Source organism: Collinsella sp. AF37-9, from assembly GCF_003475115.1.
GTDB lineage: Bacteria > Actinomycetota > Coriobacteriia > Coriobacteriales > Coriobacteriaceae > Collinsella.
Genome location: NZ_QROQ01000029.1, coordinates 240 through 26,585, shown reverse-complemented (window position 1 = coordinate 26,585; position 26,346 = coordinate 240). Strand labels below are relative to the sequence as shown.

The 26,346-nt window shown below is 53.7% G+C and carries 26 protein-coding genes and 1 tRNA gene; all 27 read left to right on the top strand.

Translation table 11 applies throughout. The features are described 5' to 3' along the window. The coding region (locus tag DW024_RS08445) for a lipopolysaccharide biosynthesis protein (RefSeq protein ID WP_147352072.1) at positions 1-1,391 on the top strand (1,391 nt) is incomplete at its 5' end. Then, positions 1,384-2,445, top strand: a complete 1,062-nt coding sequence (locus DW024_RS08440) for a polysaccharide pyruvyl transferase family protein (RefSeq protein ID WP_118377463.1) — start codon at positions 1,384-1,386, stop codon at positions 2,443-2,445. The genes DW024_RS08445 and DW024_RS08440, both read left to right, overlap by 8 nt. Beyond that, a complete protein-coding gene (locus DW024_RS08435) occupies positions 2,442-3,680 on the top strand; it encodes a Coenzyme F420 hydrogenase/dehydrogenase, beta subunit C-terminal domain (RefSeq protein WP_118377462.1) in 1,239 nt (412 codons plus the stop codon). Before DW024_RS08440 ends, DW024_RS08435 begins: the two co-directional genes overlap by 4 nt. 40 nt (positions 3,681-3,720) lie before the next feature. After that, the gene (locus tag DW024_RS08430) at positions 3,721-4,254 is read left to right on the top strand and encodes a DapH/DapD/GlmU-related protein (protein WP_199576953.1); all 534 of its coding nucleotides are present in this window, start codon (positions 3,721-3,723) and stop codon (positions 4,252-4,254) included. 610 nt (positions 4,255-4,864) lie between these two features. Continuing rightward, positions 4,865-5,905, top strand: a complete 1,041-nt coding sequence (locus DW024_RS08420) for an NAD-dependent epimerase/dehydratase family protein (RefSeq protein WP_118377461.1) — start codon at positions 4,865-4,867, stop codon at positions 5,903-5,905. Between the two features lie 69 nt (positions 5,906-5,974). After that, complete coding sequence (locus DW024_RS08415) at positions 5,975-7,234, top strand: nucleotide sugar dehydrogenase (RefSeq protein ID WP_118377460.1); 1,260 nt, start codon at positions 5,975-5,977, stop codon at positions 7,232-7,234. A gap of 67 nt (positions 7,235-7,301) precedes the next feature. Continuing rightward, entirely contained in the window at positions 7,302-7,688 is a 387-nt protein-coding gene (locus DW024_RS10420; RefSeq protein WP_304465960.1) for a UDP-N-acetylglucosamine 2-epimerase, read from the top strand. Further along, positions 7,652-8,419 (top strand): UDP-N-acetyl glucosamine 2-epimerase, encoded by a 768-nt coding sequence (locus DW024_RS08410; RefSeq protein WP_304465961.1) that lies wholly within the window; start codon positions 7,652-7,654, stop codon positions 8,417-8,419. The genes DW024_RS10420 and DW024_RS08410 overlap by 37 nt, the downstream gene beginning before the upstream one ends. Before the next feature lie 30 nt (positions 8,420-8,449). Then, positions 8,450-9,169 (top strand): hypothetical protein, encoded by a 720-nt coding sequence (locus DW024_RS10015; RefSeq protein ID WP_118080639.1) that lies wholly within the window; start codon positions 8,450-8,452, stop codon positions 9,167-9,169. 622 nt (positions 9,170-9,791) lie between these two features. Beyond that, positions 9,792-11,402: an AAA family ATPase gene (locus DW024_RS08405; protein ID WP_118377459.1), complete on the top strand. Its 1,611-nt coding sequence runs from the start codon at positions 9,792-9,794 to the stop codon at positions 11,400-11,402. 37 nt (positions 11,403-11,439) lie between these two features. Next, positions 11,440-12,273, top strand: coding sequence for a DNA adenine methylase (locus tag DW024_RS08400; RefSeq protein WP_117776518.1), 834 nt, complete (start codon positions 11,440-11,442; stop codon positions 12,271-12,273). Between the two features lie 1,656 nt (positions 12,274-13,929). After that, positions 13,930-15,012, top strand: a complete 1,083-nt coding sequence (locus DW024_RS08390; RefSeq protein WP_147350651.1) for a hypothetical protein — start codon at positions 13,930-13,932, stop codon at positions 15,010-15,012. A gap of 242 nt (positions 15,013-15,254) precedes the next feature. Beyond that, positions 15,255-16,082 (top strand): DUF2971 domain-containing protein, encoded by an 828-nt coding sequence (locus DW024_RS08385; protein ID WP_118080645.1) that lies wholly within the window; start codon positions 15,255-15,257, stop codon positions 16,080-16,082. Between the two features lie 272 nt (positions 16,083-16,354). Then, positions 16,355-16,609, top strand: coding sequence for a hypothetical protein (locus tag DW024_RS08380; RefSeq protein WP_118377457.1), 255 nt, complete (start codon positions 16,355-16,357; stop codon positions 16,607-16,609). A 6-nt stretch (positions 16,610-16,615) separates the two neighbouring features. Then, a complete protein-coding gene (locus DW024_RS08375; RefSeq protein WP_118377456.1) occupies positions 16,616-17,446 on the top strand; it encodes a hypothetical protein in 831 nt (276 codons plus the stop codon). A 253-nt stretch (positions 17,447-17,699) separates the two neighbouring features. Next, a complete protein-coding gene (locus DW024_RS08370; protein WP_118377455.1) occupies positions 17,700-18,629 on the top strand; it encodes an FRG domain-containing protein in 930 nt (309 codons plus the stop codon). 199 nt (positions 18,630-18,828) lie between these two features. Beyond that, positions 18,829-20,124 (top strand): ATP/GTP-binding protein, encoded by a 1,296-nt coding sequence (locus DW024_RS08365; protein ID WP_118377454.1) that lies wholly within the window; start codon positions 18,829-18,831, stop codon positions 20,122-20,124. Beyond that, entirely contained in the window at positions 20,117-20,794 is a 678-nt protein-coding gene (locus tag DW024_RS08360) for an RloB family protein (protein WP_118377453.1), read from the top strand. The genes DW024_RS08365 and DW024_RS08360 overlap by 8 nt, the downstream gene beginning before the upstream one ends. 66 nt (positions 20,795-20,860) lie before the next feature. Next, complete coding sequence (locus DW024_RS08355; RefSeq protein ID WP_147352069.1) at positions 20,861-21,157, top strand: hypothetical protein; 297 nt, start codon at positions 20,861-20,863, stop codon at positions 21,155-21,157. 3 nt (positions 21,158-21,160) lie between these two features. Then, positions 21,161-21,460 carry a nucleotidyltransferase family protein gene (locus DW024_RS08350; RefSeq protein WP_118377451.1) on the top strand — a complete coding sequence of 100 codons (300 nt, stop codon included), beginning with the start codon at positions 21,161-21,163 and terminating at the stop codon, positions 21,458-21,460. 198 nt (positions 21,461-21,658) lie between these two features. After that, positions 21,659-22,327 carry a DUF3990 domain-containing protein gene (locus DW024_RS08345; protein ID WP_118377450.1) on the top strand — a complete coding sequence of 223 codons (669 nt, stop codon included), beginning with the start codon at positions 21,659-21,661 and terminating at the stop codon, positions 22,325-22,327. Further along, the gene (locus DW024_RS08340; RefSeq protein WP_118377449.1) at positions 22,308-22,997 is read left to right on the top strand and encodes a helix-turn-helix domain-containing protein; all 690 of its coding nucleotides are present in this window, start codon (positions 22,308-22,310) and stop codon (positions 22,995-22,997) included. Before DW024_RS08345 ends, DW024_RS08340 begins: the two co-directional genes overlap by 20 nt. An 11-nt stretch (positions 22,998-23,008) precedes the next feature. Continuing rightward, entirely contained in the window at positions 23,009-23,194 is a 186-nt protein-coding gene (locus DW024_RS08335) for a hypothetical protein (protein WP_118377448.1), read from the top strand. Beyond that, the gene (locus DW024_RS08330) at positions 23,194-23,706 is read left to right on the top strand and encodes a Fic family protein (RefSeq protein ID WP_158572188.1); all 513 of its coding nucleotides are present in this window, start codon (positions 23,194-23,196) and stop codon (positions 23,704-23,706) included. Before DW024_RS08335 ends, DW024_RS08330 begins: the two co-directional genes overlap by 1 nt. A 45-nt stretch (positions 23,707-23,751) precedes the next feature. After that, positions 23,752-24,540, top strand: coding sequence for a DUF3825 domain-containing protein (locus DW024_RS08325; protein ID WP_118377446.1), 789 nt, complete (start codon positions 23,752-23,754; stop codon positions 24,538-24,540). 138 nt (positions 24,541-24,678) lie between these two features. Beyond that, positions 24,679-24,753, top strand: a tRNA-Val gene (locus DW024_RS08320). Between the two features lie 380 nt (positions 24,754-25,133). Next, complete coding sequence (locus DW024_RS08315) at positions 25,134-26,291, top strand: hypothetical protein (RefSeq protein ID WP_118377445.1); 1,158 nt, start codon at positions 25,134-25,136, stop codon at positions 26,289-26,291. Positions 26,292-26,346 lie beyond the last annotated feature (55 nt).

Genomic DNA, 26,346 nt, shown 5'->3' with positions numbered 1-26,346 from the left:
CGAGGCCGCCTCGATCAATTTGCGAAAGAATCTTGACGGTACCAGCCCTTTCATTCTTGCTGCTACCCCTTTATACAGCACTGCTGAGTACTTCGGACTACGGAACACTCGACTTGGTGACGACCATCGGCGGATTATTTGTCCCCATAGTCGGCATCCAACTTTCCCAGGCAATATTTCGTTACGTTGCTGAAGTTCGTGGTGATAATCATGCAGTCGCGACAGTCCTTTCGACAGCTTACCTGGAGTCGCTAGCTCTAATTGTTGTATACATTGGTTTATTCGTTGTTTCGGCACCTTTTGCATCATTACCCTACAAGTGGGTGCTCCTGCCGCTCGTTGTATTCAATATCACTCTGCAGCTTGCTCTCTACTCGGCACGAGGGATAGGCGATAATGTCTCTTTTGCCCTAGGAAGCTTCATCTCGGCTTCAGTGACGCTAGTCCTAAACGTTATTCTTCTCGCGGTATTTTCTCTAGGCCTTGAGGGCATGCTTGCCGCTTATTGCATCGGTCCAATTGCCGGCACGGTTACTGTCACGATCAGGGATAGACTTTGGCGTTATTTTAATCCGTCGTTATGCTCCGTGATGGAAGCCAAAAGGCTAACCCGATATGCCTTTCCGCTTATGCCAAATGAGGTGTCTTGGTGGGCGCTGCAGTCGGCAGACAGAGTGGTTATCTCAACTGCCTTAGGCACAGCCGCCAATGGTCTAATATCTGTAGCGAATAAGTTCTCATTCATCTATTCGACTGTCTTTAGCGTATTCAACGCTTCATGGACCGAACAAGTTATTTTGCACTATCACGATGAAGACGGTGCGTCCTTCATTCGACAAATCGTTGACAGTGCAGTTCGCTTTTTTTCCGCTCTCTTTCTTTTTATTATTTCAGCCCTTCCGTTTATATGGCCGTTCATGATTGACGCCAGCTATAATGACGCCTTCGGCATGGTGCCTCTTTACATGATTGCCGTCTATGCAAATCTGTTTACGGGATTGGTAAGTCCCATTTACCTAGTAAATAACGAATCTCGTAAAGTGCTGGAGGCTACACTTGTTTCGGCGGTAGTCAGCATCACGGTCCTCATCGTACTTTTGGGCCCAATCGGCGTCTATGCTGCCCCAATCTCGACCATCGTAGGATATGGTCTTGTTGCCTTTATGCGCGTTGTTGATGTGCAACGAAGACACATGGACATGGCTCTTGATGTAAAGATTCTTATGCCGACCGCAATTTTGGCAATCTTCGCCTCGCTTACTTACATTTGGGGAGGCCTTGCCGTCAAAGTTTTATGTTTCGCCTTATGTCTAATTTTTTCTGTCGCCATCAATTGGGACATGATCGTGTCATTAATCCGTAAGTTAAAAGGAGATAGCAATAATGACTAAGGTGGGGCTCTTAACTTTCCATCGATCAACGAACTTCGGGTCATATTTACAGGCATATGCCCTATATCACAAAATCTGCTACCTCGGCTGTGATTGCGAAGTGATTGATTACCGGTGTCCAGCCATTGAGAGGCGCGAGGGTCTAGCCGCTAAGATTCACGGTCCGAGAGACTTGGCCAAAAAAATCCTATTTGGGCGTGCCCTAAAGAAGAAAAAGTCGGCGCTCAACAAGTTCGCTTCTCGCAATATGGAGTTTTCCCAGCCAGTTTATCCCGACGACGTTCGTACCCTTGGAGAAAGCTATGAAGTGGTCGTAGCCGGTTCCGATATCATCTGGGGCAGAGACATCACCGAGAGCGATCATACGTACTTTCTTGATTTTGCTGGAGACAAAACCAAGAAAGTAGCCTTTGCGTCATCGGTTGGAGCCTACGAGCCTCAAGATGATGATGAAGAGGTGGCCCGCCTACTCATCAAAATGAATAGAATCGCCGTGCGCGAGGACGGTGCCGTCGATTGGGTTAAGCGTCTAACTGGCAGAGATGCTGACCTGGTTTGCGATCCCACAATGCTCCTTACGACGGCCGAGTGGGACGCTATCACTCAGCCTATGGACTTCAAACCAGGTTATGTCCTTGTGTATTTTGACTCTCCTGATGGTAAATGTCTTAGAGATGCATGTCTCTATGCAGAAAGGCACGGCCTCATCGTTAAGAACATCAATTACGGCATCCCGTTAAGGGGAACCCAAAGCGTAAAACCAGCTTCGCTCTCAGAGTTCCTAGGACTTATCAAGAATGCGGATGCAGTCTTTACCGCCTCATATCACGGAATGCTTTTCTCGCTTTACTATGAAAGAGACATGCGATTCTACACCAGGTGTCACAGCACCCGCGTGCTCTCTCTCGCTAAGCGACTCGGTGTTCTCGATCGCTGCGGTGACGAAACCAACGGCGCGGAGCTACCCCCAATCGATTGGCCCCATGTACAGGAGAGAATCTCCAGTTTCAGAGAAGAATCAATCGCCATCCTGGAAGACATGGTGACTCTATGACGCCGCCGAAGCTAGCCGATAAAGACAGTTGCACCGGCTGCGGGGCATGTGCCGCAGCATGCCCAAAGGGCTGCATCACGCTGGAATCGGATTCCGTGGGAGTTCGGACTCCCACGATCGACGGGGACGTGTGCATCGGATGCGGTGCCTGTGAAAAGTCCTGCCATCTCTTGGCAGATGGCGTCCTCCATGCAAAGTCGGATGAGGTGTTTGCCGCGTGGCAAACCGACGCCGGCGACCGCCGCACGTCCGCGTCGGGAGGAATCGCTTCAGCATGCTACCGGTGGGCGCTTTCAAGGGGCGTCCACTGCTACGGCGTACCCGCGGACGATCTCTACGCATTTCGCTTCATCGAACTGTCCGGCGAATCCGATATTCAGAGGTGCAAGAACTCCAAGTACGCCGAGTCCGACATGTCGGGTGTCTACGAGAACGTGAAAAAGCAGATCAGAAACGGGGAGGGCGTGCTCTTCATCGGGCTTCCCTGCCAGGTTGCCGCGCTGAGGACCTTCGTCGGCAAGAGGTTGGAGGACGGTCTAACGACCGTTGACATAATCTGCCATGGTGTATGTCCTTCGACCTATCTCGAAGAGCATGTTAGAGGGATAGAAGGGAGGTGCGGACGGACTGCATCGGCGCTCAGCTTCCGCGACCCAGCTTTCGAAACTGCAAAGTTTCGCTTAACTTTAAGCGATACTCAAGGCCTTTTTTACAAAAAGGGGCCGAAAAGCAACGACGCCTATCAGGTCGGCTACCATTCGGCCCTCACGTACCGAGAGAACTGCTACTCGTGCAGGTATGCCCGTGGGGAGAGGGCCGGTGACCTGACGATTGGCGACTTCAGCGGTTATGGACGACACGGTCAAAAGTCAGGCAAGGCGGAAAAGGTGTCGTGCGCCATCGTGTCCACCCTCAAAGGCGACTTGTTGCTTGAGGGCTTGGCCAAATTCGGAATCGAGACCGAGAGGCGGAACCCTGACGAGGCGTTCCTCTATGAGAGACAGCTGAAAGAGCCGTCTGTGCGCCATGCTGGTAGGCCTGCATTCCTCAGCACGTATGCCTCTGGATCGGGATTCGACCGCGCCGCCCGTGCCGCTATGGGGCGGACGCTGTTCCGTAACGGGGTCGTGGAGGGGCTGCGGTTGAGGGAAGCCGAGCTATTCGCCCGCTCGCTCGTTCCAAAATCCGTCAAACGGGCCATTAGGAAATGCATTCACAGGAGTTGTTTCGCTTGATGCACAAGCGAAACGAAATTGCGCAGATCTGGAGGTATTGATGTCAATACTCGATAGCATCATTTGGCGCCTCATGCCTTCCGGGATGAAGCTAGAGCGCCTGAAAAGACGCGGACTCACGATCGGGGGGGGGTGTGAGATTCTTAACGGATTTGACTTCGGCTCCGAGCCGTACCTGGTGACAATCGGCGACAACGTCAGGATCACGAGCGGCGTTAAGATCACGACCCATGACGGCGGCGCCTGGACGTTGAGGCATATGTATCCAGAGCTGGTCGATATCGATAGGTTCGGCCGCGTCTCGATCGGCGACAACTCGCACATCGGGATGGACGCCATGATCATGCCGGGCGTGGCTATCGGCAGAAACTGCATCGTGGGCGCCCGCGCCGTCGTAACGCATGACGTTCCCGACAACACAGTCGTCGCCGGTGTCCCGGCGCGGCCAATCGGGACGATAGAGCAATACCGTGAGAAACACTCGAGTGAGTTTGTCAACACGAAGCACATGGGTTGGCAGGAGAAGCGGGACTTCTGCGAGCGGGTTTACCCGCACTTGCCTGAGAAGCGATAATGCGCCGGCAGTAATCGCATTTTGACCGAGCAAATTGAAAGGAAGCGATTGTCTTGACAATAAAGTTTTTCTCGGGGGGTGCCTCGATTGTCGCCGTTCTTGAGCAGATGCTTCGCCTCTGTCCGATCATTTGCCCAGATTCCTCTTCGTCTTCCGTAAGGCGCATGGCTCGCGCAATCCCATTTGGCGTCTGCTGCTTCACCGTCTGCAGGAGAGATGCGGCCTGGAGATAGCTCGTGCCGCTCAAATCGGACCGGGGCTCTACCTCGGGCACGCCTTTAACATCACGGTGAATGAGGCTGCGATTTTCGGCGCGAACTGCAACTTGCATAAGGGCGCGACGATCGGTCGAGAGAACCGCGGTAAGAGAAAAGAAGCGCCAATTTTGGGAGACTGTGTGTGGGTTGGCGTTAACGCCGCCGTCGTCTGAAGTATTACGGTCGGTGACGATGTTCTTATTGCCCCTAGGGCGTTTGTAAACTGTGACGTCCCTAGTCATTCCATTGTCTTGGGTAATCCGTGTCGCATGATACCTCGCGAAAATGCAACTGAAGGATATATCAACCGAAAGATTCCCTTTTAGGATTTTCAGGTTTTAGGAGTTTCACTAATGGCGAACAGAAAAATACTCGTCACCGGAGCGGCTGGCTTCATCGGCGCGTTCCTCGTCAAGAAGCTGCTCGAGGAGACCGATGAAGTGATTGTCGGCCTCGACAACCTCAATAGCTATTACGACCCCGACATCAAGGACGCGCGCCTGCGCATGCTGGCCGAGGCCGACACCGACGGCCGCTTCACCTTCGTGCGCGGCGACCTGTGCGACGCCGCCCTCATCGAGCGCCTGTTCGCCGAGAACGGCTTCGACGTCGTGGTGAACCTCGCCGCCCAGGCAGGCGTGCGCTACTCCATCGAGAACCCGCGCGCCTACCTCGAGAGTAACCTCGTCGGCTTCTTCAACGTGCTCGAGTCCTGCCGTCACCACCCGGTCAAGCACCTCGTCTACGCCAGCTCCAGCTCGGTCTACGGTGGCAACAAGAAGGTGCCGTTCTCCGAGAAGGACCGCGTCGACTCGCCGGTTTCGCTCTACGCGGCCACCAAGAAGTCCAACGAGCTCATGGCCGCCGCCTACTCCAAGCTCTACTCCATCCCCGCGACCGGGCTGCGCTTCTTCACTGTTTACGGCCCCATGGGCAGGCCCGACATGGCCTACTTCGGCTTCACTGAGAAGCTGCGCCGCGGGGACACCATCAAAATCTTCAACATGGGCGACTGCCGCCGCGACTTCACCTACGTCGATGACATCGTCGAGGGCGTCAGACTCGTCATGGACGCCGCCCCCGAGGTGAAGATGGGAGAGGACGGGCTGCCGCTCGCCGCGCACCGCGTCTACAACATCGGCAACTCGCACCCCGAGAACCTTCTCGACTTCGTCGACACGCTGCAGCGCGTGCTGGTGGAGGAGGGCGTACTCCCGGCCGGCTACGACTTCGAGGCCCACAAGCAGCTCGTGCCCATGCAGCCCGGCGACGTGCCCGTCACCTATGCGGACACCACGGCGCTCCAGCGCGATCTGGGCTACAAGCCCGCGACGCCGCTCGAGGACGGCCTGAGGGCCTTCGCCAAGTGGTATAAGCGCTACTACAACATTTAGGAAATCATGGCCCTGTAACAGGGGCCATTTTTCATGCGAATTATTGTTCTTTGACAATTGGAGAATGACATGAAGATCGCTGTCGCCGGTACCGGCTACGTCGGCCTGTCTCTAGCCGTCCTGCTCTCGCAGCACAACGAAGTTCACGCGCTGGACATCGTGCCCGAGAAGGTCGAGAAGATCAACAACTTCGAGTCGCCCATCCAGGACGACGAAATCGAGCGTTTCCTGGCGGAAGCCAAGGCGGGGGAGCGCGAGCTCGACCTGCACGCCACCGTCGACGTGGCGGAGGCCTACACGGGCGCCGACTACGCCGTCATCGCCACGCCTACCAACTACGACAGCGATAGGAACTTCTTCGACACGAGCTCCGTCGAGGCCGCCATCGCCGCCGTTCGCTCGGTGAACCCGGACGCCTGGATCGTCATCAAGTCGACCATCCCCGTCGGCTACACCGCGGGCCTTCGCGAGAGGCTGGGCGACAGCAAGATCTTCTTCAGCCCCGAGTTCCTGCGCGAGAGCAAGGCACTCTATGACAACCTGCACCCCAGCCGCATCGTGGTGGGCGCGCCCAAGGACGACCCCGAGGCCGTCGCGGCTGCCGAGCGTTTCGCACGCCTGCTTGCCCAAGGGGCGGACCCAGCCGAGCTGGAGCGCGTGAACGCCGACGGCACCGTGGGCATCCCGGAGCTCGTGCTGGGCACCACCGAGGCCGAGGCCGTCAAGCTCTTCGCCAACACCTACTTGGCGCTGCGCGTGGCCTACTTCAACGAGCTCGACACCTACTGCGAGGTCCGCGGCCTCAACACCCGCGACGTCATCGACGGCGTGTGCCTTGAGCCGCGTATCGGCAGCCACTACAACAACCCCAGCTTCGGCTACGGCGGCTACTGCCTGCCCAAGGACACCAAGCAGCTGCTTGCCAACTACAGAGACGTGCCCCAGAACCTGATCGAGGCCATCGTGGACGCCAACCGCACCCGCAAGGACTTCGTGTCAGACGAGGTGCTGCAGATGGTGTGGGACCGCGTGTACGAGGGCAAGCCGAAGCCGGTCGTGGGCGTCTACCGCCTGACGATGAAGTCCAACTCCGACAACTTCCGCGCGAGCTCCATCCAGGGCGTCATGAAGCGCGTGAAGGCCAAGGGCGTGCCCGTGGTGGTCTACGAGCCCACGCTGGACGCGCCGGAGTTCTTCGGCTCCGAGGTGACCCACGACCTGGAGGCCTTCAAGGCCGGCTGCGACGTGATTGTCGCCAACCGCTGGAGCGACGAGCTCGCGGATGTTTCAGAAAAGGTTTATACAAGGGACCTATTTAAACGCGATTAGCTGAAAGGAGATAAAGGAAAGAAATTTTCAGTTCAAAAATGAAGGCCGCCTAAAGCTGCTCATCATCGTGGGCACCTGCCCCGAGGTCATCCGCCTGTCCGAGGTCATCAAGAAGTGCCGCCGCCACTTCGGCTGCTTGCTGGCGCACACCGGGCAGAACTACGACTACACGCTCAACGGCATCTTCTTCCGCGACCTATCGCTCGCCGACCCGGACGTCTACCTAGACGCCGTGGGCGCGGACCTGGGCGAGACCGTGGGCAACATCATCGCGGCCTCGTACAAGCTGATGGTCCCGGTCCAGCCCGACGCGCTGCTTATCTTGGGTGGCACCAACAGCTGCCTGTCCGCCATCGCGGCCAAGCGCCTGCACATCCCCAATTTCCACATGGAGGCCGGCAACCGCTGCAAGGACGAGTGCCTGCCCAAGGAGACCGCCACATCGTCGACGTGATCTCCGATGTCAACCTGGCCTACTCCGAGCACGCCCGCCGCTACCTCAAGGATACTAGCTGCGCCCCGGAGCGCACCTCCGTCACGGGCTCGCCCGTGACGGAGGTCCTGCGCGCGAACCTGGATAAGATCGAGGCCTCGGACATCCTCTCCGAGCTCGGCCTGGAGCCCAAGCGCTATATGCTGTTCACCGCACACCGCGAGGAGAACATCGACACTAAGGCCAACTTCATGAGCCTGTTCACCGCGATCAACGCGCTGGCGGAGAAGTACGACACGCCGATCCTGTACTCCTACCACCCGCGGTCCTGCAAGCGCCTGGAGGCCACCGGCTTCAAGCTGGACCCGCGCGTGCGCATGCACGAGCCCATGGGCTTCCACGACTACAACTGCCTGCAGATGAACGCCTTCGCGGTTGTCTCCGACTCGGGCACCCTGCCCGAGGAGTCGAGCTTCTTCGCAAGTGTCGGCCGTCCGTTCCCCGCGGTGTGTATCCGCACCTCCACCGAGCGCCCGGAGGCGCTGGACAAGGCCCGCTTCACACTAGCCGGCATCTCCGAGAGGGGCCTGCTCCAGGCCGTCCACACCGCCGTCGAGCTCGACGCGGAGGGGTCGCTGCCCAAGGCTCCTGTTCCCGACTACGCCGACGAGACCGTGTCCACCAAGGTGGTCGAGATCATCCAGAGCTACACCGGCATCGTGGACAAGATGGTGTGGAAGAAGTATCTGTAATCGACGAGGTTTGAACTATGGAGTCGCTGGATGGCAAAAGAATCCGATAGCTTTGCTAAGAATTTAGCAATTTCGGTTATAACCGGCCTGTTTACTATTGGCGCCGAAGTGGCTGTAGCCTATTTGGTGCCACAGGTGCAAAATCCGATAGTAGTTAACAATAATGTTGTTGTATCTACAGACGATTATGAAAAGGCAACTGACCGAATCCAAGAGCTCGAAGATGAGCTTAATGAACTAAAGCGCGTGAGCTTGAACTCGAATAATGGCGGTGGTTCTGTTTCCAGTGCTGCATCAGATGATTCTAGCCGGGCATTATTGAAAGATAAGCCCGGCTCGTCATCCAATTATTCACAGTCAGGCGATACGAACGCGAAAGATACTGCGGGAAATCGCTATGACCCCAACCGCTGGGGAATTATTGGATCTTGCTCAGCTTGCAGTGGCTTTGCCGACTACTATTTGGGCGGAAACTATTCCAAGCTGTCCATTACCATCGCCCCTTCCAGCACAAATATTGATGGAAAGGGCAACTCTACTTCATTCGAAATTCTTGTTAAATACAAAGGCGATTCCGATTTCAGATGCATTCATACTGAAAAAAACATTAGTAAATCGACCTCTCCAATTCAGCTTGAGAACTTAGATATTTCTGGTGCCGAATGGATTGAATTCAAAGCTATAGAAAATGTAGATGAGGGCCATTTAAACGGCAACGTACTAATGATTGCGGATGCCATTGTTGGTTAGTTTCTAGCCTACTTGGCGTTTGTGCTTAGAGCTTCTAGCTGCAACTGTTGTTGATATCCGGAGAAGAAAAATTACTAAGATTGGTTCATAGTCTGTGCGTTTGATAGAAACTAATCGGCCTGCGTTGACATCCGCGGAGATGCTGCGGGCGATTCGCTGTTCACGTTCACATTGCTCGCCATTCTGGCCATCGGCTACATTGCCTTCGCCGTGCTGTTTGTCTGCTTCAAGATATTTATCGACAGGCTCGTCGCCCGCTGGCGCCATAACGCTTTGACCGAGAGCGAGCGGGCTTGGGCGCAGGACGGGGAGCGGGCAGCCCTGTCGCTGTGAGGGAGGACCTGTTCTCTCGAGAGCTGTGAAAAGCCCTCGGCATCGGCAGGCGGGTCAGCTCAGAGGACATAGCTACGATTCTTCTGACGAGGGCTACGTTCGCGGTCAACGTCGCGACGATGGCGCTGGGCCTCGCTGCTTAGCTACTTCGGGCAGTGTGGCCGCACCTTTTGCCGAAACGGGCGTTCTTTTTGCCGAGTGGCCGCTGTCGTCCGCTTTCGCTAAAAGCTACAAAGTGGGAAAATGGCCGATGTACCAAAGGCTCGATTGAGGAAGCAGGAGCACTGGCATGTCGCGCAAACCTAAGCGTCTCGAACCGTTCGGCATCAAGGGGATTGAAGTCTCCAGGTTCCGTGCCATGCACGATCTCGAGATTGGGCTCGGGCAGCTCGTTACCGTGATAGCGGGACAGAATGGGACGAGCAAGTCCACCATATTGGGCATGCTGGGGCAACCGTTCGGGCTCAGGGACAGGAGGACCATCTTCGGTAGGCCGTTCAGCACCAAGTTCACCGACATATTCAACATGTCGCCCGATCACGATATCCCGGGCGAGCATCTCTATTACGTCAATTTCAGGGACGAGGCCATTTCCGGATCCCAGGGGCAGCACGTCCAGGTCAAATCGTTTAAGCGTCCCGCAAAAGACAAATCTTCCATTCGTATCGTGACCGGCTCCTCCCGAGCCAAGGGCGAGGGTAACATTGACTACCCCGTAATCTACCTCGGCCTGAAAAGGACCAACCCAGTCGGCGAGTTCCTTAACCCGCAGGCCGAGCAGACGGACTTTTCGGAAAGCGAGATCGAGCGCTTTAACCAGTGGTACGCTCGCGTTATGGTCGACCAGGATAAAACCACCGATGTTGTCAGGATGTCGAAGCACGGCCAGAAGGAGACCCTTCTCGTCAACACCGCCACCTACGACTACCTCGCCAACTCCGCCGGGCAGGACAACCTTGGACAGATATTGGGCGCCCTCATCTCCTTTGAGCGGCTCGCCGACGCCATGGGCGAGGAGTACAGGGGTGGCCTTCTCCTGATCGACGAGCTCGACGTGACCCTGTTCCCCTCCTCCCAGGTGAGACTTTTCGATTTGCTGAAGGAGCGGGCCGCTGCTCAGAGGGTGCAGGTTGTTTTCACCACCCACTCGATGACGCTCCTTGAGAAGGCCGTCAAGGAGACGCAGGGCAAAAACGATGCGGTTAAGGTCCTGTATCTCAAGAAGAGGGAGTCCGGGATCAGGCTGACGATAAATCCGCCGATAGACGAGATTCAAGCTGACCTCATGGTTGAGCCGCTGAGGCCGAAAAAGGGCCCCAAGGTCGAAATCTGGTGCGAGGACGACGAGGCGAAGTGGGTGCTCGGGCAGATAATGCCTTCGCGGCTGAAGCGGAAATGCGATATTGTCTCCGCGAAGCTCAGCTGCGGCGAGCTGGGAGAGCTCGCCGTTAGGGACATAGCCTCGCTGCGAGGCGTGTGCTTCGTTGTGGACGCCGATTCAAACAGGGATGCGGCAAAGAAGATAAAGGATTGCGCCAGAAGATTCGTGCTACCCGGAGGCGACAAGTCGCCTGAGCAGTCCATATACGATTTGCTTTGCGGCCTCTCGGACGAAGACGACTTCTGGAGCAATGGCAGGCATTACACCAAGCAGGTCATGCTCAGCCGATTTGCCGACTCAAAGCGCGACTTCGAGCACAACGGCGGGGATAAGGAGCGCAAGCACTACAAGAAATGGTTCAGGAGAGAGAAGGCCGAAGGGCTGTGGGGCGAAAACGGCTTGGCTGTCGCCGCCATCTGGAAAGAGAGGTATGAGTCGGAGATTAGGGACTTTAACGAGAAACTCGAGCGAAGAGTTGACGCAATCATAAAACGGCAGCAGTATGAACGGGAACAATAGAGAGGCCGCTTGTTCGACACATTGAGGAGGTGAGAAGATGGCGACTACGTACACGCCCATCAGGTATCCTGGCGGGAAGACGAAGCTGTACCCCGAGATCAGGGCGATCCTCGAGATGAACGACTTGCTTGGGCATCCCTACGCCGAGCTGTTCGCCGGCGGTGCGGGGCTGGCCATCAAACTTCTCCTGAAGGGCGACGTGTCCTCGATCGTGATTAATGATTACGACCGCGCCGTGTACTGCATGTGGGGTGCCATCGTCAATCACGCCGAAGAGATGTGCGAGTTCATCGACTCCGCCGTCTTGAACATCGAGACCTGGAAGAAGATGCGCGACATGTACCAGAATCATGACGGGGTGGGTGATTTTGAGCTCGGCAAAGCGGCTTTCTACCTCAACAGGACGAACGTATCGGGTATCTTGAGTGGCGGCGTCATAGGCGGGCTCGAGCAGACCGGCAACTACAAGATGGACGTTCGCTTCAACCGCAGGACCTTGAAGAAAAAGGTCATGGACATCGCGGCGCGAAGGGACGACATTGAGGTGACGAGACTCGACGCGGAGGACTTCATCGACGATAGGATGGGCGACTCTGAACTGTTTGCCTACCTCGACCCGCCGTATGTGCAGAAGGGCCCCGGTCTGTATCGCAGCGCGTTCGACGAGGCGAAGCATAGGTCGCTCGCCCGAAAGGTCGGCGATGCCAGGAGCAAGTGGGTCGTGACCTACGATGCCGACAAGCTCATCGACGACATCTACGGCAATTACGAGCGCGGGGACCTAGAGATTAGCTACACGGCCAATGTGAAGACCGTCGGCAGGGAGAAAATCATTCTCGGACCGGGCCTTGTCTGGCCTGAAGAGCTCTGACGCTTGGGGCTCACCCCCACTATGTTTCAAAAATGCCACACTTTTTGAAACATAACCCAAAAGTTGAGCCTTGATGCGCTGCCCTAAACCCTCCTTACCGTTCGCCTGCGTTTGCATTGGTGCTGAACGCAGCTAGGATATGCGCGTCGCGACAGCCCATCTTACGGCCGCGGTCGGCGGCTGGCCTTTATCGAACGGGCGTGAACGTCGAGCCCTGTGAAAGTGTTAGCATTGTTCATCGAATGCCCCTTCCATGAATGCGGCGTAGGCGCTGGTTGTTTGAACGCCATTATTGTCGGCCTAATCCGCGGATAAGCATGCAGGAGGGTTTCCCGGCTTTTCATGTCCTGCTCATAGCGTCTTGCTTTTGTTTTTCTGATGTTGCCAAGACTTATCCGGTTTCGAGCTTTTGTCCGATAAATCTCTTGCTGTTCGTCCAGATCCATTGATTTGGCAATCGTTTGGGCTTTTTAGCACGGTATCCTTCGAGTGTAACCAGAACTGTATTTCCTTGGGAGGCGAATCTATGCAGACATTGATGCCTCTTCGCACGACTGACGGACTTGATAAAAAGGACCTTGGCATAGGTAAAAAGTGACTCGCGAAAGACGGGGCTCGCCGTAAGCTGATTTGGGAATTGATACTGAAAATTGAATATAGCATTCAGGATTTCAACGCGACAATCGAAGGCAGGTTCAGCGGCAAGCCATAGGATGTCGTATACCTTGTTGTTCTCGACGATTGGATTAAGCGCTCTTATTGGCTGGTCAAGAACTGCCTGCGTGACGATGTCTCGAACGGATTTGAGTTCTCAGATCACGCAAGGCTTGAGCTTTGCCTGGACTTCTTTGAGTCTATCCGCTCTTTCGTGGTCGAGCACCCAAAAAGAACGAACAAACACCCTAAGTACGAATTCGACGGCGGACGGATTTGTGCGGATGTCCGCACCAAGTCAATCATGGATGGCTTTCCTAAGGCGAAGCTCTATCGCCTATACATAGAGGGTATCGTAGAGACCGAAAGCGTTCGGGACGATGATGTCGTCCTGGCAACAAACTCGGAAGATTGGAACGAGGACGGAGGACTCCATTTCCAAGGGCTTAGCTTTGACATTGGGGGTATTCGAGATGTCGCCTAGCTCTACATTGATGCTCTTTACGAGCTCGATCGTTACGTATCGAGATTGAGGAAGAAGGACTTCGAGTGAGGCGTTCGCCGTAATCTTGTGGCAGCTCTCGTCGAGGTTTATCCAGTTTTTGATTTTCGCCCGATGAATTATCTTGTCGCTCACGCGGATTTGCCGATTCGGCAATTGGCGAGGGGCTATCAAGGCGTCGCTTTGGGCATTATTTATAGAATAAAGACGACAGCATGAATTTGAGGATGTTCGCGGGAGATGCGAGGAGATTTTGTAATTCTCTTCTATAGCCTTTGCATCAGATTTAACATCGGTTGGTTAATTATGATTCACGCAATCAGCGAAGTTGAATAGAGGTGTTTGTGGTTAAGAACTTCTTTGTCACTTGCGGAGTATGTGGATGCGTGCATCGTTTGCGCGTCCAGGCTGGATTTGTTAATGACTATCCGGTTAGATACTTGTGTCCGCAGTGCCGGAACCGAATCGACGGAGCGGTTCGCCTTGACCCGAGCTGCGCTTTGATTGATTTTAATCTCGACCCTGGCACGGTTGCCTCCATGGATGGAAATTTAGATTGCGCCCGAGTTATGGTGGAGTTATCTGGTGAGCTTCCGTCATATAAAATATCAGTAGAACATTGTGCCTGCATGACAAGCCCCTTTATCAGAGCCTCTGGGCTGATTCCGTTTGATGAACTCAGCGAGCACGTGAGCGATATGGTTTATTGTCTTCATTATTACCGCGAAGACTGGCCTACCCTGAGGACCGCTTTTCAACTGTACTGCGATGGGCATGACGATTATGCGGATAAGGTTCTTTCGGAATTCGAACGCAAACTGCTCGACGAGGACAATCGACACTATCCCTTGCTGAGCCGAATCGCGAGAATGTCTTGGCTCGGTTTCCCCATGATTGCAGGAAGTGACGCGTATGAGCGCGCTGTTGAATGTGAAAAACTCGTTTCTGGTCTAGAGGCAGGGGCGCTTTCCGGCCTAGCAGGTTACTATCTCAAAACCGATATGAGTGCCAAGTCGCTGCTTGCTGAAATCAACGAAGTTCTGGATTCCGTAGCCGAATCTTATCCGGTTCTCCTCAACGGTTTTACTTTTCTTGTGGCGGGAGACGCCTATGACTTGGAAAAGTACGGTACGTTCTGCTGCACTCCTAGTGATATTGAGAAGCTTTATTGTCGGGAATATGAGCTTATTGGCAGCCTGCTTGTTCTGTTTATCGGGCTCGACAACATCGAATGTAACGGGGCGTTCGATGTCATGCCCAAAGGCGTAGACCTAGGTGCAAAGTCGTTCGACAAACTTTCTACAGCCCCTAAGGCAAAGCGATTCAACGCTGTCGGTACGGGCCCATTTACTGGCCTTATCAAGCAGTGTTGGAATCCGGTTCTGCGCAATGCATTTAGTCATAATCGGACAGATTTCGATTGCGCGACTCAAGTCATTCGCACTTTGCGTGAGGATGGGACCAACGATTCTCAAGGCAACACCTATTTGCTTGAAATGGTTCGCGATTGCATTTTGATGGCTCGGGAAATTATGGTAATTCGTAGTGTCATATTCCATTTCATTGGAAGAGGGCTGTGGTGACGATTGGGCTTAACGCTGATGTGTATGCACGGCGTAAATCGTGGTGCATATGTGCGTCAATCATCGTGCTAGGGGTGTGAAAGCGATATGCCATCGACGTCATCTCTGGCCATCTCCGTGTTTGCGCTCGCAAGGCAAGAATTAAGGTTTACTGCCTTAATTGGCATTGGCGCGTCGACGATCGCGTCTATAAATTTTTATGAACTGCGATATGGACTCATTGTTATAGCTAGGAGCCAAACATGGAAACACCCGCCGTTCTCTATCATTATGCAAGCCTAGATACGCTGGCCTTGATTCTGCATAATCGGACTATCAGGTTCAGCCGGTTAGATAAGGTTGATGACCCACAAGAACAGCGTTCAGCAGACTCTCAAAATCTTGGAAAAATGAAGCTCGTCAGTTGTTGGACCTCTTCTGATGAGGAGAGCATCCCCATGTGGCGCGAGTATGCTGGAGCTGAATGTGGCGTAAGAATCCAGATGAAGAGTCATCCGTTTAGGCGGTACTCTGTGTCTACTGAGAGCCTCAATAAGTTATCAAGTGAAGCAGTTCTGAATGCCCTTGGTGGTTCATTTGATGGCCTTCATCTGCCTCTCGAGGAGTTTTGGGATAAAGACTATTTCTTTTTTGAAACCGCCCGTAATATCAACATGCTTCACAAGGTCGAATATACAAATGACGAGTCCCTTTTATTTCCAAAAGTGATTAGCACTTTTGGAAATGGTGGGGTTGAAGCTAAAATACTTGCCCTTGGAGTTCACAAAGCCGCTGCGTGGTCATATCAACAAGAGTGGCGTTATATCTTGTCAGCCGTTCCAATAGGTATCGCTAGTGTAAGCAATGTCCGAATAGATCGGGTTCAGAGAGCGAATGACATCATACTTGATAAGTGCAATCCTGGAATCCCGCCCTATTACGATCTCGTTATCTCTGATGAAGCTTTTTCGTCAATGAAGATCGTTTCTTCTCCAAAGATGACAAATGGCAACCGCGTAATTCTGGACGCGCTGGTAGAGAAATACGCACCAGGCATTGAGGTCGCAGAGAGCTCGATTGAGCTGGCATAGGTAGGTTCCCACCCTGACAGCTCCTCTCGAACCCTATCCATAGCTTCATGAAGCGCTTATAGGTTAAGGGCGTTCTCATAGTGGCCTCTAGGCGCCCGAGCCGGACGCTATCTCTACTTTCACCGATTGGCAAAACGATTTACACCTAATTATTGGCGCTGCTCAGGGACATTTTCTTTGTTTACGGCTTGATCTCGCTAAACTAATAACTGCTGCTACCAGGGCATTTTCTGGTGCACATTCTATTGGCTCCTGCGAAGATCGGAGCGGGTATGTTTGCTGCCGAGTCCTACACCAGCCGTCATTACATTGCGATTGTTGCCATGGCCTGCCTATGCGTTTTGCTGGGCGGGCCTTCTTATGCCGCGGGTGCGGAGAGCCTCATCATCGCGGGCGCGACGTACTACGAGCCGGGCGTGTCGGGCCCCGGCTGGGCCTGGACCGATGCCGACCACCTTGACCTTAACGGCTACGCGGGCGAGGCCATCGGCGCCAAAGGCGACCTGGTGCTGACGCTTGCCGGGTAAAACTCCGTGACGGAGTCACATGCGCCCGATGCGGACATCACGCTGTGCGGCATGGAGGTGTGGGGCAACCTGACGCTTCGCGGGACCGGGACACTGAAGGCGACGGGCTCGCAGTGCGGGATCCACATCTCGCAGGCGTTCGTGGTGGACGGCTGCACCGTCAATGCCCGGGCGGACGGGGCCGATATCACGGACGAGGCGGTCGCCGGCGTGATCGCTGGCGACATGGCCGTGCGCGGTGGCGGACGCGTCGTTGCCGCGGGCGCCGGGTCCGGAGCGGGCGTGCGCGCCTACGGCGTGTATCTGCAGGACGCGGGCCTTGGCGCTGGTGCGGCCGGCTGTCGGCTTTCCGTCGACGCCTCGTGGCTTGATGCGACCGGCGCCGACGGCGGCGTTGCGTGCTTGAGCGGGTCGCTTGTGTCTGAGCGGTTTGTAGCACCTGTTGGTGGGGCTTTTGGTGCTAGCGGCGTGTTGGATGCCTCCGGTGCGATGGCACCGCATGTGGTGGTTGTGCCCGATGTCGCCACGCCTCCGGCGGGGGAGACGGACAGGGGCGAGGTGCCAGGTGGCGGGGCTAGTGAAACTGCTGGTGGTGCCGGTCCTGCTGCAGGGCAGCCCGGTGCTAGTTCGCCGACCGATCCCGCGGTGAAGCCTGCGGCCACGTCGCCCAAAACAAACATAACGACCAAGACGACGGTGACCGCGTCCTCCAAACCAAAAACCGCCGCTGCGACTGCAGTGACACTCCCCAAGACTGCCGACAACAGCTGGATCGCCGCTTCCTTAACGCTTTTCATTCTGGGAACAGCGCTCCTTGCTGCCGCATATCGCTGCTAAGGCCTCGTTTAAGTGAGACCAGGGGAGAAGTGAATGCAGCCATTGCAGAAGTCTTTAGCCTTCTACTAAATCAATTTATTAGAGATTGGTGCCGTATCAGCTATCGCTGCGACGGCACTATTTTATTCAGCTCAACTGCCTCTCGATCTATTACCGATGTTGAACCTTACACCCCATCTGCCAGAGCGATAAGATAATTGCAATTCAAATACTGCCGTTTATAAAGCTTCTTGTTCCGCTAAAGGATTGATATATGTCTAATGAAGCTAAAGTTGAGGTTGAAGATGTAGCCTCGTATATCAAATACATCAAAGGTCTTTCACCAACAATAAATGGTGACGCCAGAACAATTGAGTCTACATTTGTGTTTCGTGGACAAGGATCCACTAAGTTTGATCTTGTTCCGTCAATCGGAAGAGACAGTCTTTGGCGTAAACCGGGAAGTGACGCCATTTCTCCTATCATAGGCACCCTTAAGCACGAGGCGGATATTATTGAAACTGCGTGCCGCATATTGCCAAATGTTTTTAATCGAGATTTGCTTCCAATTGATCTTTTAGCCTGTCTCCAGCACTACGGAGTCCCCACCAGACTATTAGATGTCACTTCAAATGCACTTGCAGCCCTCTATTTCGCCTGCGGAAATCTGGATGACGTGGGCGAAGTATTTATCTTTAGGCGACCGGGAGGGGATAAGCAGGAATATCCCATCTGTCAGGCAATCGCGGACTCGTGGCATCTGTTTATGAACTCTAAAGTGTTATCAGACTTTGCTTCACTTGCAATATCTAGACCATACTTTGACTATCAACGTGATCTAGTGCTTTCAAATTGCCCTGAACCAACCGATCAGGCAAAATGGTTTAAGGAGTGCTGCGAAGACACGTTATTTGTCTACGGAACTAGATATCTTGATAGACAGGCCGCTCAGTCGGGGCAATATATCCTTTTCCCAAATGACATTCGTGGTGAAGATCCTTATTTTTCGTTTGAGGAATTCATAAGTCCACTACCCAAAGACAGCCCCGTAATAACCGGTCGTTGCATAGTGCCATCTGATAGGAAAGCATCAATACTGAACGAGGTGAGTAAACTTGGCATTACCGAAGCTTCGCTCTTTCCCGACAGCATTGAGAAGAGATGCGCCGGCATAGTGAGTGAGATTAAGAGACACTGTCACTGAAGATTGCTCTTAATATCAGTGTAGAGAATTATGCTTCAGGCATTATGTCATACGTACTTATAAGGTTCATTGTCTAATATCTCAATTTAAAAGCGATATTTGTTCAAAGCTAACAAATATCGGTTTTAAAACTATATAATTGTTTTTGTTATTTAAGGATGTCTGTGAATAATCGATATATTTGAGAAGGATTCTAAAGATGATCCTCAATTTTTCATTTAAGAACTTTCAGAGCTTTCGAGATACTCAGCAGTTCTCGTTTGAACCGATTTCGAGCAAAAAGGAACTTGGGCCCGTGCGAGTGGCTGCGGTTTACGGCGCAAACGCGTCAGGCAAATCAAATTTCCTAAATGCTCTTTACTTTGTCTCTTACTTTGTTCGTACAGGTTATGCGACAGGCGATGCGAATTCTCAAATACCCATCGTCCCTTTTTTACTTGACTCGGAATCGCGATCAAATGACACAGAATTCTCGATAGATTTTATCGCCAGCAATTTGAAGTATGAGTTTTCATTTGGTGTAAACAAAAATGAGGTTACATATGAGAATCTCACTGTGTATCGATCAAAACAGCCGTCTCTTCTTTATGACCGCTCTTCGATAAACGGGGAACAGTCAATTAAATTTGGTAGCACCTTTACAGGCGCCAAAAAACAACTTTGGGATATCACGCGCAATAATTCATTGTTCTTATCTGCCGCCGCGGCGGCTGGAAGTGATGTAATTCAACCCGCATTCGCAGCTCTTGCCAATGACATCAATCTCTATGATGCAACGCATTATCTAGCAGAACTCGCCACCATAAAAAAGCTGTTTATCAACGATAACGCACGAGCTCAGATGCTATCTCAGCTCATTAAATATGCTGATATCGGAATTGACGGCATGGATGTCCGTCAATCGGAAGGCGTCATGGGTTTAAAAGACTCACTCATTGGACTCGATGAGATTCCGGAAGAGGCACGTAATAAAATTGCAGAAGACTTTAAATTGTCGTTCGCTTATGACCTGTTCTTCCACCACAAAGGCTCGGGAGATGGCTTTTGGCTGGACTCCGCCCATGAATCGGAGGGCACAAAAGCTGCGCTGGCGTTTTTCTCGGTAGCCTTACGCTCTTTAAGCAGTGGGGCCACAACAGTAATTGACGAGCTTGATTCGAGTCTTCATCCTACGCTCCTGCGCGACTTCGTCTCACTGTTCGCCGATCCCGACACAAATCCAAAGGGCGCGCAGCTAATCTTCTCAACCCATGATGTCACCTTGATGACGCGAACCAGCCCCATGGAAGAGGTGCTCGAACGTGACCAGGTCTGGTTTGTAGAAAAGGACTCTGAAGGTGCTTCGCAATTAATTGCTGCGATGGAATATTCTCCTCGCGCAAATGAGAATCTGGGGCGCAATTATTTAAACGGTGTATATGTGCCGCTGCCCAACCCAAGTTTTCATCAACTTGTAGCCCAACTCATGAAGGAAGGCGCTGACATAGATGGCTAAAACAGAAAGGAGGGGGCTTGCTCGCGGCCGCAAAAAGCAGACAAGAGCCAAGCGAAAGCGCCACCTAATTGTGTCCAATGGAAAGGTGACCGAAACCGAATATTTTAACTTCCTTATTACTGAAATGGACGTTCGCGGAAACGTGCTGTATCGGCATATTGACGGAGACCCTTTGAAGGTGGCCAAGCAGCTTTCGCGAGAGCTCGATTCAGATAAAAAGGCCGTTAAAGCAGGCGAAATCGAAGCATTGAGTTCCGCATGGATCGTGGTCGATTCAGATGAGTTCAGAAACCTAGCCGCAGCAGAACGAGAAGCAAAGACAAAGGGAGTTAGGCTCGCGATCTCCAACCCATGCTTTGAAGTATGGCTTATCGATCATGTCTCACCATGCCCGGAAACTTTTGCATCGACGCCACAATGTGAGAAAAGAGCGCGCGACCTTGGCGTTCTAAAATCTACTGACCCCAACAGGTCCTCCGCGTCAAAGTTCAAGTCGGTAAATCTCGAAATGATTGACGGCAACAAGGACCAGGCTTTGACCAATGCCGCAAAGCACAACACGGATGATAAACGTCGTGCAAGAGAAATGAATCCGGACAACGTTGTCGCATATCAAGTATGGACAGACTTGCCTGATCTTGTAGATGACGTATTTGGATCGGGTAACTAGTGTGATTCATCCCGCGTTAGGGGCAGGCTTTAAACTCAAAAAGTCGTAAATGAGGTAGCAATGCTTTTGAGCTATGTTCAGCTAGATGACGGCACTCAGTTTGCCTACTCAGAAACACGAGATGACGGGACCGTTCGCGTAGCCGTCGAGCGTCCGGTTGGCCCTGGCTTTGACCATGCGGAATGCTTCTTGCCTGCGGTTAATTGGTTCAATGTCGAAGGATTTACTGCTGATGACCTTACTTTCTTTACCGACTTCGTCAAATCAAACGCGCCGCTCATTTTCGAGGTCGCCGAACGCCAAAAGCCGGACCGGCGGTTTCGGCGCTGGCCCCCTGACGTTCTACTGCTGAACGGCAAATAACCCATGATTTCGCCTACAGACATATCCACTGCCGCCTCCCGCGTGCTTGCTCAATACGACGTCAGCGAAGCATATTCATTTAGCTCGTTTGCCCGAGGCGAGCAAACGCCCGATAGCGATATTGACTTGCGCCTAATCTGCGGCAACACCATGACGTTCGGCGCGCTTTACGAACTCTCCCATGAGCTCGAGAAGGAACTTGGACGAAAGGTTGATATCGTCACCAACCCACCAGAGCACATGCGCCCGGCATTCCGCAAAAGCATTGAGCAAGATGAGGTGCGTGTCTATGAAGCTCTGTAAGCAGGACGAGGCGTTAGTGTGCTCCGGCGTGATCAGCAAGTCTGAATTTTGTCGCATACTTTCGGACTCGGCGAGCCTTAGAAGCCAGTATTGAACTCAAACTCGGTTCCAGACACCCTCTTGCTATTTGAATACAGGTATCGCTCTAGCGATAGTATGTTATACTATCGCTAGAGCGATACCTGTTAGGAGACTCGCGTGGAACTGTGGCATGGTTCTCAGAAGATCATTGAGACTCCCCAGATTGGCCTGGGGAAAGTCCATAACGACTATGGACAGGGATTCTATTGCGCAGAGAGCCTCGACCTTGCAAGGGAATGGGCATGCTCGCGCGATGCCGATGGCTTTGCGAATCGCTATGAACTCGATATAGCCGATCTCAAAGTTCTCGACTTGCTATCGCCGCAATATTGCGTCCTGCATTGGATAGCGTTGCTCGTTGAGCATCGTTCTTTTCGCAAAGATACCGCCATTGCCGCGGGGGCGTGCGAATATCTCCATGATCACTTTCTACCTCAGACGAGCACTTGCGACGTAATAAGGGGGTGGCGTGCGGACGACTCGTACTTTAGCTATGCCAGAGCTTTTGTAAACAATACGATCACCGTCGATCAGCTTGGACGATCTATGAGGCTCGGTAACCTGGGGGAGCAGATTGTGCTCAAAAGCGAGCGTGCGTTTAAGAGCATTCGTTTTGCTGAATTTGAACGTGCGCAGCAAGCTCTGTATGGTCCATTGGCCAAGGAACGAGATGAAGCGGCAAGGGCGCAGTATCGGGAGCTCCTTGCCGAAAACCCGTTTGAGGGAATACGTATCGTCGATATCATTCGAGAGGGGATGACGGGCGATGACCCACGCCTACAGTGAGATGTATCTCGAGGATGCAATGAGAACGCTGGGCGAGGCGGTCGATTTTGCTCTCTGTGACCAAGGGCTGACTCCAGCCGAGTTGACGGCGATCATGTCGAACGCTCTTGAGATGAAACAGTTTGAGCGCGGTATGCCTCGCGTCGTCTGCGGCATGACGGGCGACGAGCTCGCGCGCGATATTATCGCCCATGCGGGACTGACCCCCGTCAGATGTAGGGAGACCTATCCGTTCGACCGTTCGCCTCAGTATTGGGCGGGGTGGGTTATGGCCTATACGCAATGGATGAGCAGCTTGGGCTTTAATAAGCTACTCGAAGTCGCTCCGCTCGATTGGATCATCGGCTCGTACCATCCGCCCCACGAGGCCTCCGAAGATGAATTCGCCCAGATTGTCATCGAAAAATGGAACAACGCCCAGGCAGACAAAAAGGGCCTCAAGGCGGCACGAAAGGCTGCCGGACTAACGCAAAAACAGCTCGCCGCCCAATCGGGGGTTAAGCTTCGCGCCATACAACTCTACGAGCAGAACCAGCTCGACCTACGCCGTGCCTCGGTTTCCTCGGCATTGGCGCTTGCAGACACCCTAAACTGCACCATCGAAGACCTCGTCTGGCAACCGATTGCTCTGGAGTACGACTCGCAGGCTATTTCGTCTGTAAAGCTATAGAGGAGTCAGACATGCCTTGGAGCTATGTTCAACAAGATGACGGCGCTGATTGCGTTGCTCAAGAAGATCATTCAACTGCGCACGTGGCAAATTCAGCATCACCGATTTTGCTCGGCAGCACCACGTCAATCGACGAAGCTATTCGGCTGACCATTTCGAACATGCCCAACGCGCTCAGGCTCTTGGAGAACTCATGATGGCGGACACGAAGCGGGGAGCGCATCCGTTCGCGCCGCTCGTGCTCGATGATGCCGGTTCGCTCGAAGATATGGCCGCGGCCGTGATGCGCCTGCACAGCACGCTGATAACGGTCGGGCGCTGCTATACAACCGACGCCACAGGCGACCGGGACGCGCTTGAGTTTGGAAGCGTCGAGTCCGTGCTTGCGGGTGCATTCTGTACGATATTCGGTCAATCGCCGGCCGATCGCTTCGCAGACGTCTTTGACCAGGTCACCTACGTGGCCGAGCACATAGTCAAGGACCACATCTTTGAAGACGGTAACAAACGAACCAGCCTTGTCTTTGTGTTGTCCGTCTTAAGGTTCGCAGGCACTCCGGTCGTGCTGTCTGACAGCCCCGAACCAAAGGACAACCAGTACTACGCCTGGATCCAGGACCTCGTTTCCAGTCGCCGCACGAACAGCGAGCTAGCCGAAGAGCTGCGCTGCGGATTCGTTGCGGGCACGGGCGATCTGTCGCTCGTATAGAATCTAAGCATCCGCACGCCGGTTAATGAATTGATTGGACGCCACATGGAACTCCCTAGCACCCTGTGCAGCAATGTCTACGACTTTGCGTTTTGCCCCGAGCCCTGCTACGACCGTCTGGTCGATCTCGCCGACCCCGAGGACTGGGGTCCCGGCAACCGCATCCTCAGAAACTACTTGTCGTTTTCGTTTAGCCGCGCGGTGTTCCTGACCGAGCGCGACGTGGACCAGACCGCGCCGTCCAACCTGCCGCTGGTGTTCGACGACGACCGCTGCCTGTTTAACACCGGCCTGTACACGCGCCGCTACGAGACCATCTACGGTCTGTTTGAGCCCAACACCAAGCCCGATGCGCGCCAGCGCTGGTTTTTGAAGGGCTTCTTTAAGGAGAGCGACCCCATGCTGGTCTCGTTTGAGTACCTGCCGTGCCGCGTGCGCTTTGCCGAGGACCCCTCCGAGCTGGTCTTTGACTACCGCCTGCCCATCCGTTCCAACATCGACCACATTCTGGGCGATGAGGAGAACCTCACACGAATTCCCGCCAGCCTGATGGGGGAGGGCAACTCGCTGCTGCTGCACCGCGCCTTTGAGGGCGCCGTCGTCGAGGCCGCCCGCCGCGCCGCAGCCAATTACACGCTCGCCGTGCCGCAGTTCTACGGCGGCCGGATCCAACTGCTGCTGCCGCTATGCCTTACCGGAGACAAACCCGAGCTGGCGCTGACCATCCAGCGCGAGGACGGTTTCTACGCCGCACGCACCTGCCTCACGCTCGACATGGCCTACAACAACGCGCGACTGATCTGCCGCCCCGAGACCTCATGGATTAAGCGATAAAGGGTGGTTTAGCTGCGGTTTTTCCGATTGCTTTGGTTGTTTTGGCTTGGCTAGCACCCACGAATTTAAAATCAAGGGCAAAAAGTTCTTGGTAAACCACGCACGGCTATGTTAGTATCTCTTTTGCCGAAAGGCGACGGGCGATTGGCTCAGGGGTAGAGCATATCCTTCACACGGATGGGGTCACAAGTTCGAATCTTGTATCGCCCACCATCAAAAGCGCAGGTCAGAGATGTTAAGTCTCTGGCCTTTTTTCTTTTTGACACCAAGGGTGACACCAAAATCGAATCGAAATATTTAAACGCGTTTCTAGCTGATCTCTCATGTGCTGACGTCATCGCGCGTTTTGCATAAAGCTCATGCGACCTTTCATTGAATTTGCCATGGGATTCACGCACAAATGTGGAGATAGGGACCACGACCCCAGAACGCCTGCCAGCAGATTTGTGCCGCACGGCGATCTTTAGGCGAAATGCGTCAAGCTATTTGTCGGCATTTGGTCAGCTTCTGGTACTTACCGGCATGATGCCGCCATTGATAATCGGTCTACCTGCAAACATAACGGCACGCAGCCAAAGCTAGGGGAGGCCCATATGGACGAAATCGTCTGCGCAAACACCGCATTCCGCTACTGGCGCTGCCCACCGCAGGTCCGCGACCTCTACCCAAGACTGCCAAGCCCAGAAGACGGCTGGCGAGCTCTAGCCCAAGCCCCTTTCGTAACCGATATCCTCAAGACCCCGATTATTACCACCACAGTGCCCGGTGGCGTTAACTACCATTCGGGATTACGGACAACAATCCACTGTGATGATGCTTCCGGAGTGGATAGCACGCTGGAAACCGCGATGAGCTTTAGGGTTACCAATCCACTTGCGACGCTATTTACCATGGCGCGCTTTGTGTCTCCAACCGATCTTGTCCTTGCCATGTACGAATTCTGCGGATGGTTCTCAGTCTTTGAGCCCACGGTAGCAGTAGAAGCGGAACTAGGCAAAGCCAATGAGGCTGCCGAGAATGCAACCACCGAATCCCTCTTTGACCTTGATGAAAGCCAAGACGAACCACAATGGAAACGCGTTTATGCGCGCATAAAAGTCAAAGAACAGGTAAACACGAAGGAGCCCTACGGACAAAAGAAAACGAAGGAGGTCACAAGGCTAAAGGGCACTTCGCTCTGGATGAGAAAGCCGCTCATCGAATTACACGAGCTTCATGAGTACGCCAGTAAGATGAAAAGACGAAAGTGGGGTACAAAGTTTTACAACGCCGCGCAGCTGGTGAAAGGTATAGCAGCTTCTCCGCTTGAAGTTGCAGGAATTTTATTACTATCGCTTCCTCGCTCGCGCGGCGGTGCCGGCTTTCGAAACGTATATATTAACGACCTTACACCGCTTACCGCATCGGCGCAGAGAATTGCAGGGCAAAAAGTCTGCTACGGGGATATCGTGATCGTAAATCCAACCATAATGAAAGCAGGCATCGTGGAGATTCAGGGAGAGGTTATCCACGGATCAGGCGCCGTGCTGGGCCACGATGCCAAACGCATGACGGCGCTGCAAAGTATGGGGTATGACGTCTTCCTGGTTACGCACGACATGCTTAACGATGCCGAGCAGCTTGATGCGATCGTGAGAAGTCTTTGCTCGCGCTTGGAATTACGCTATAGGTGCAAAACTAAGGCGCAAAAGACGACGGAAATGGAGTTGCGAGCCAACGTACTATGCAACTGGCTGGAAATCGGTCGTTAGACGGGTGCCTTGCTCATTTCCGGGCGCCCTCGGTCGGCTGTCTGCGATGCCGCCG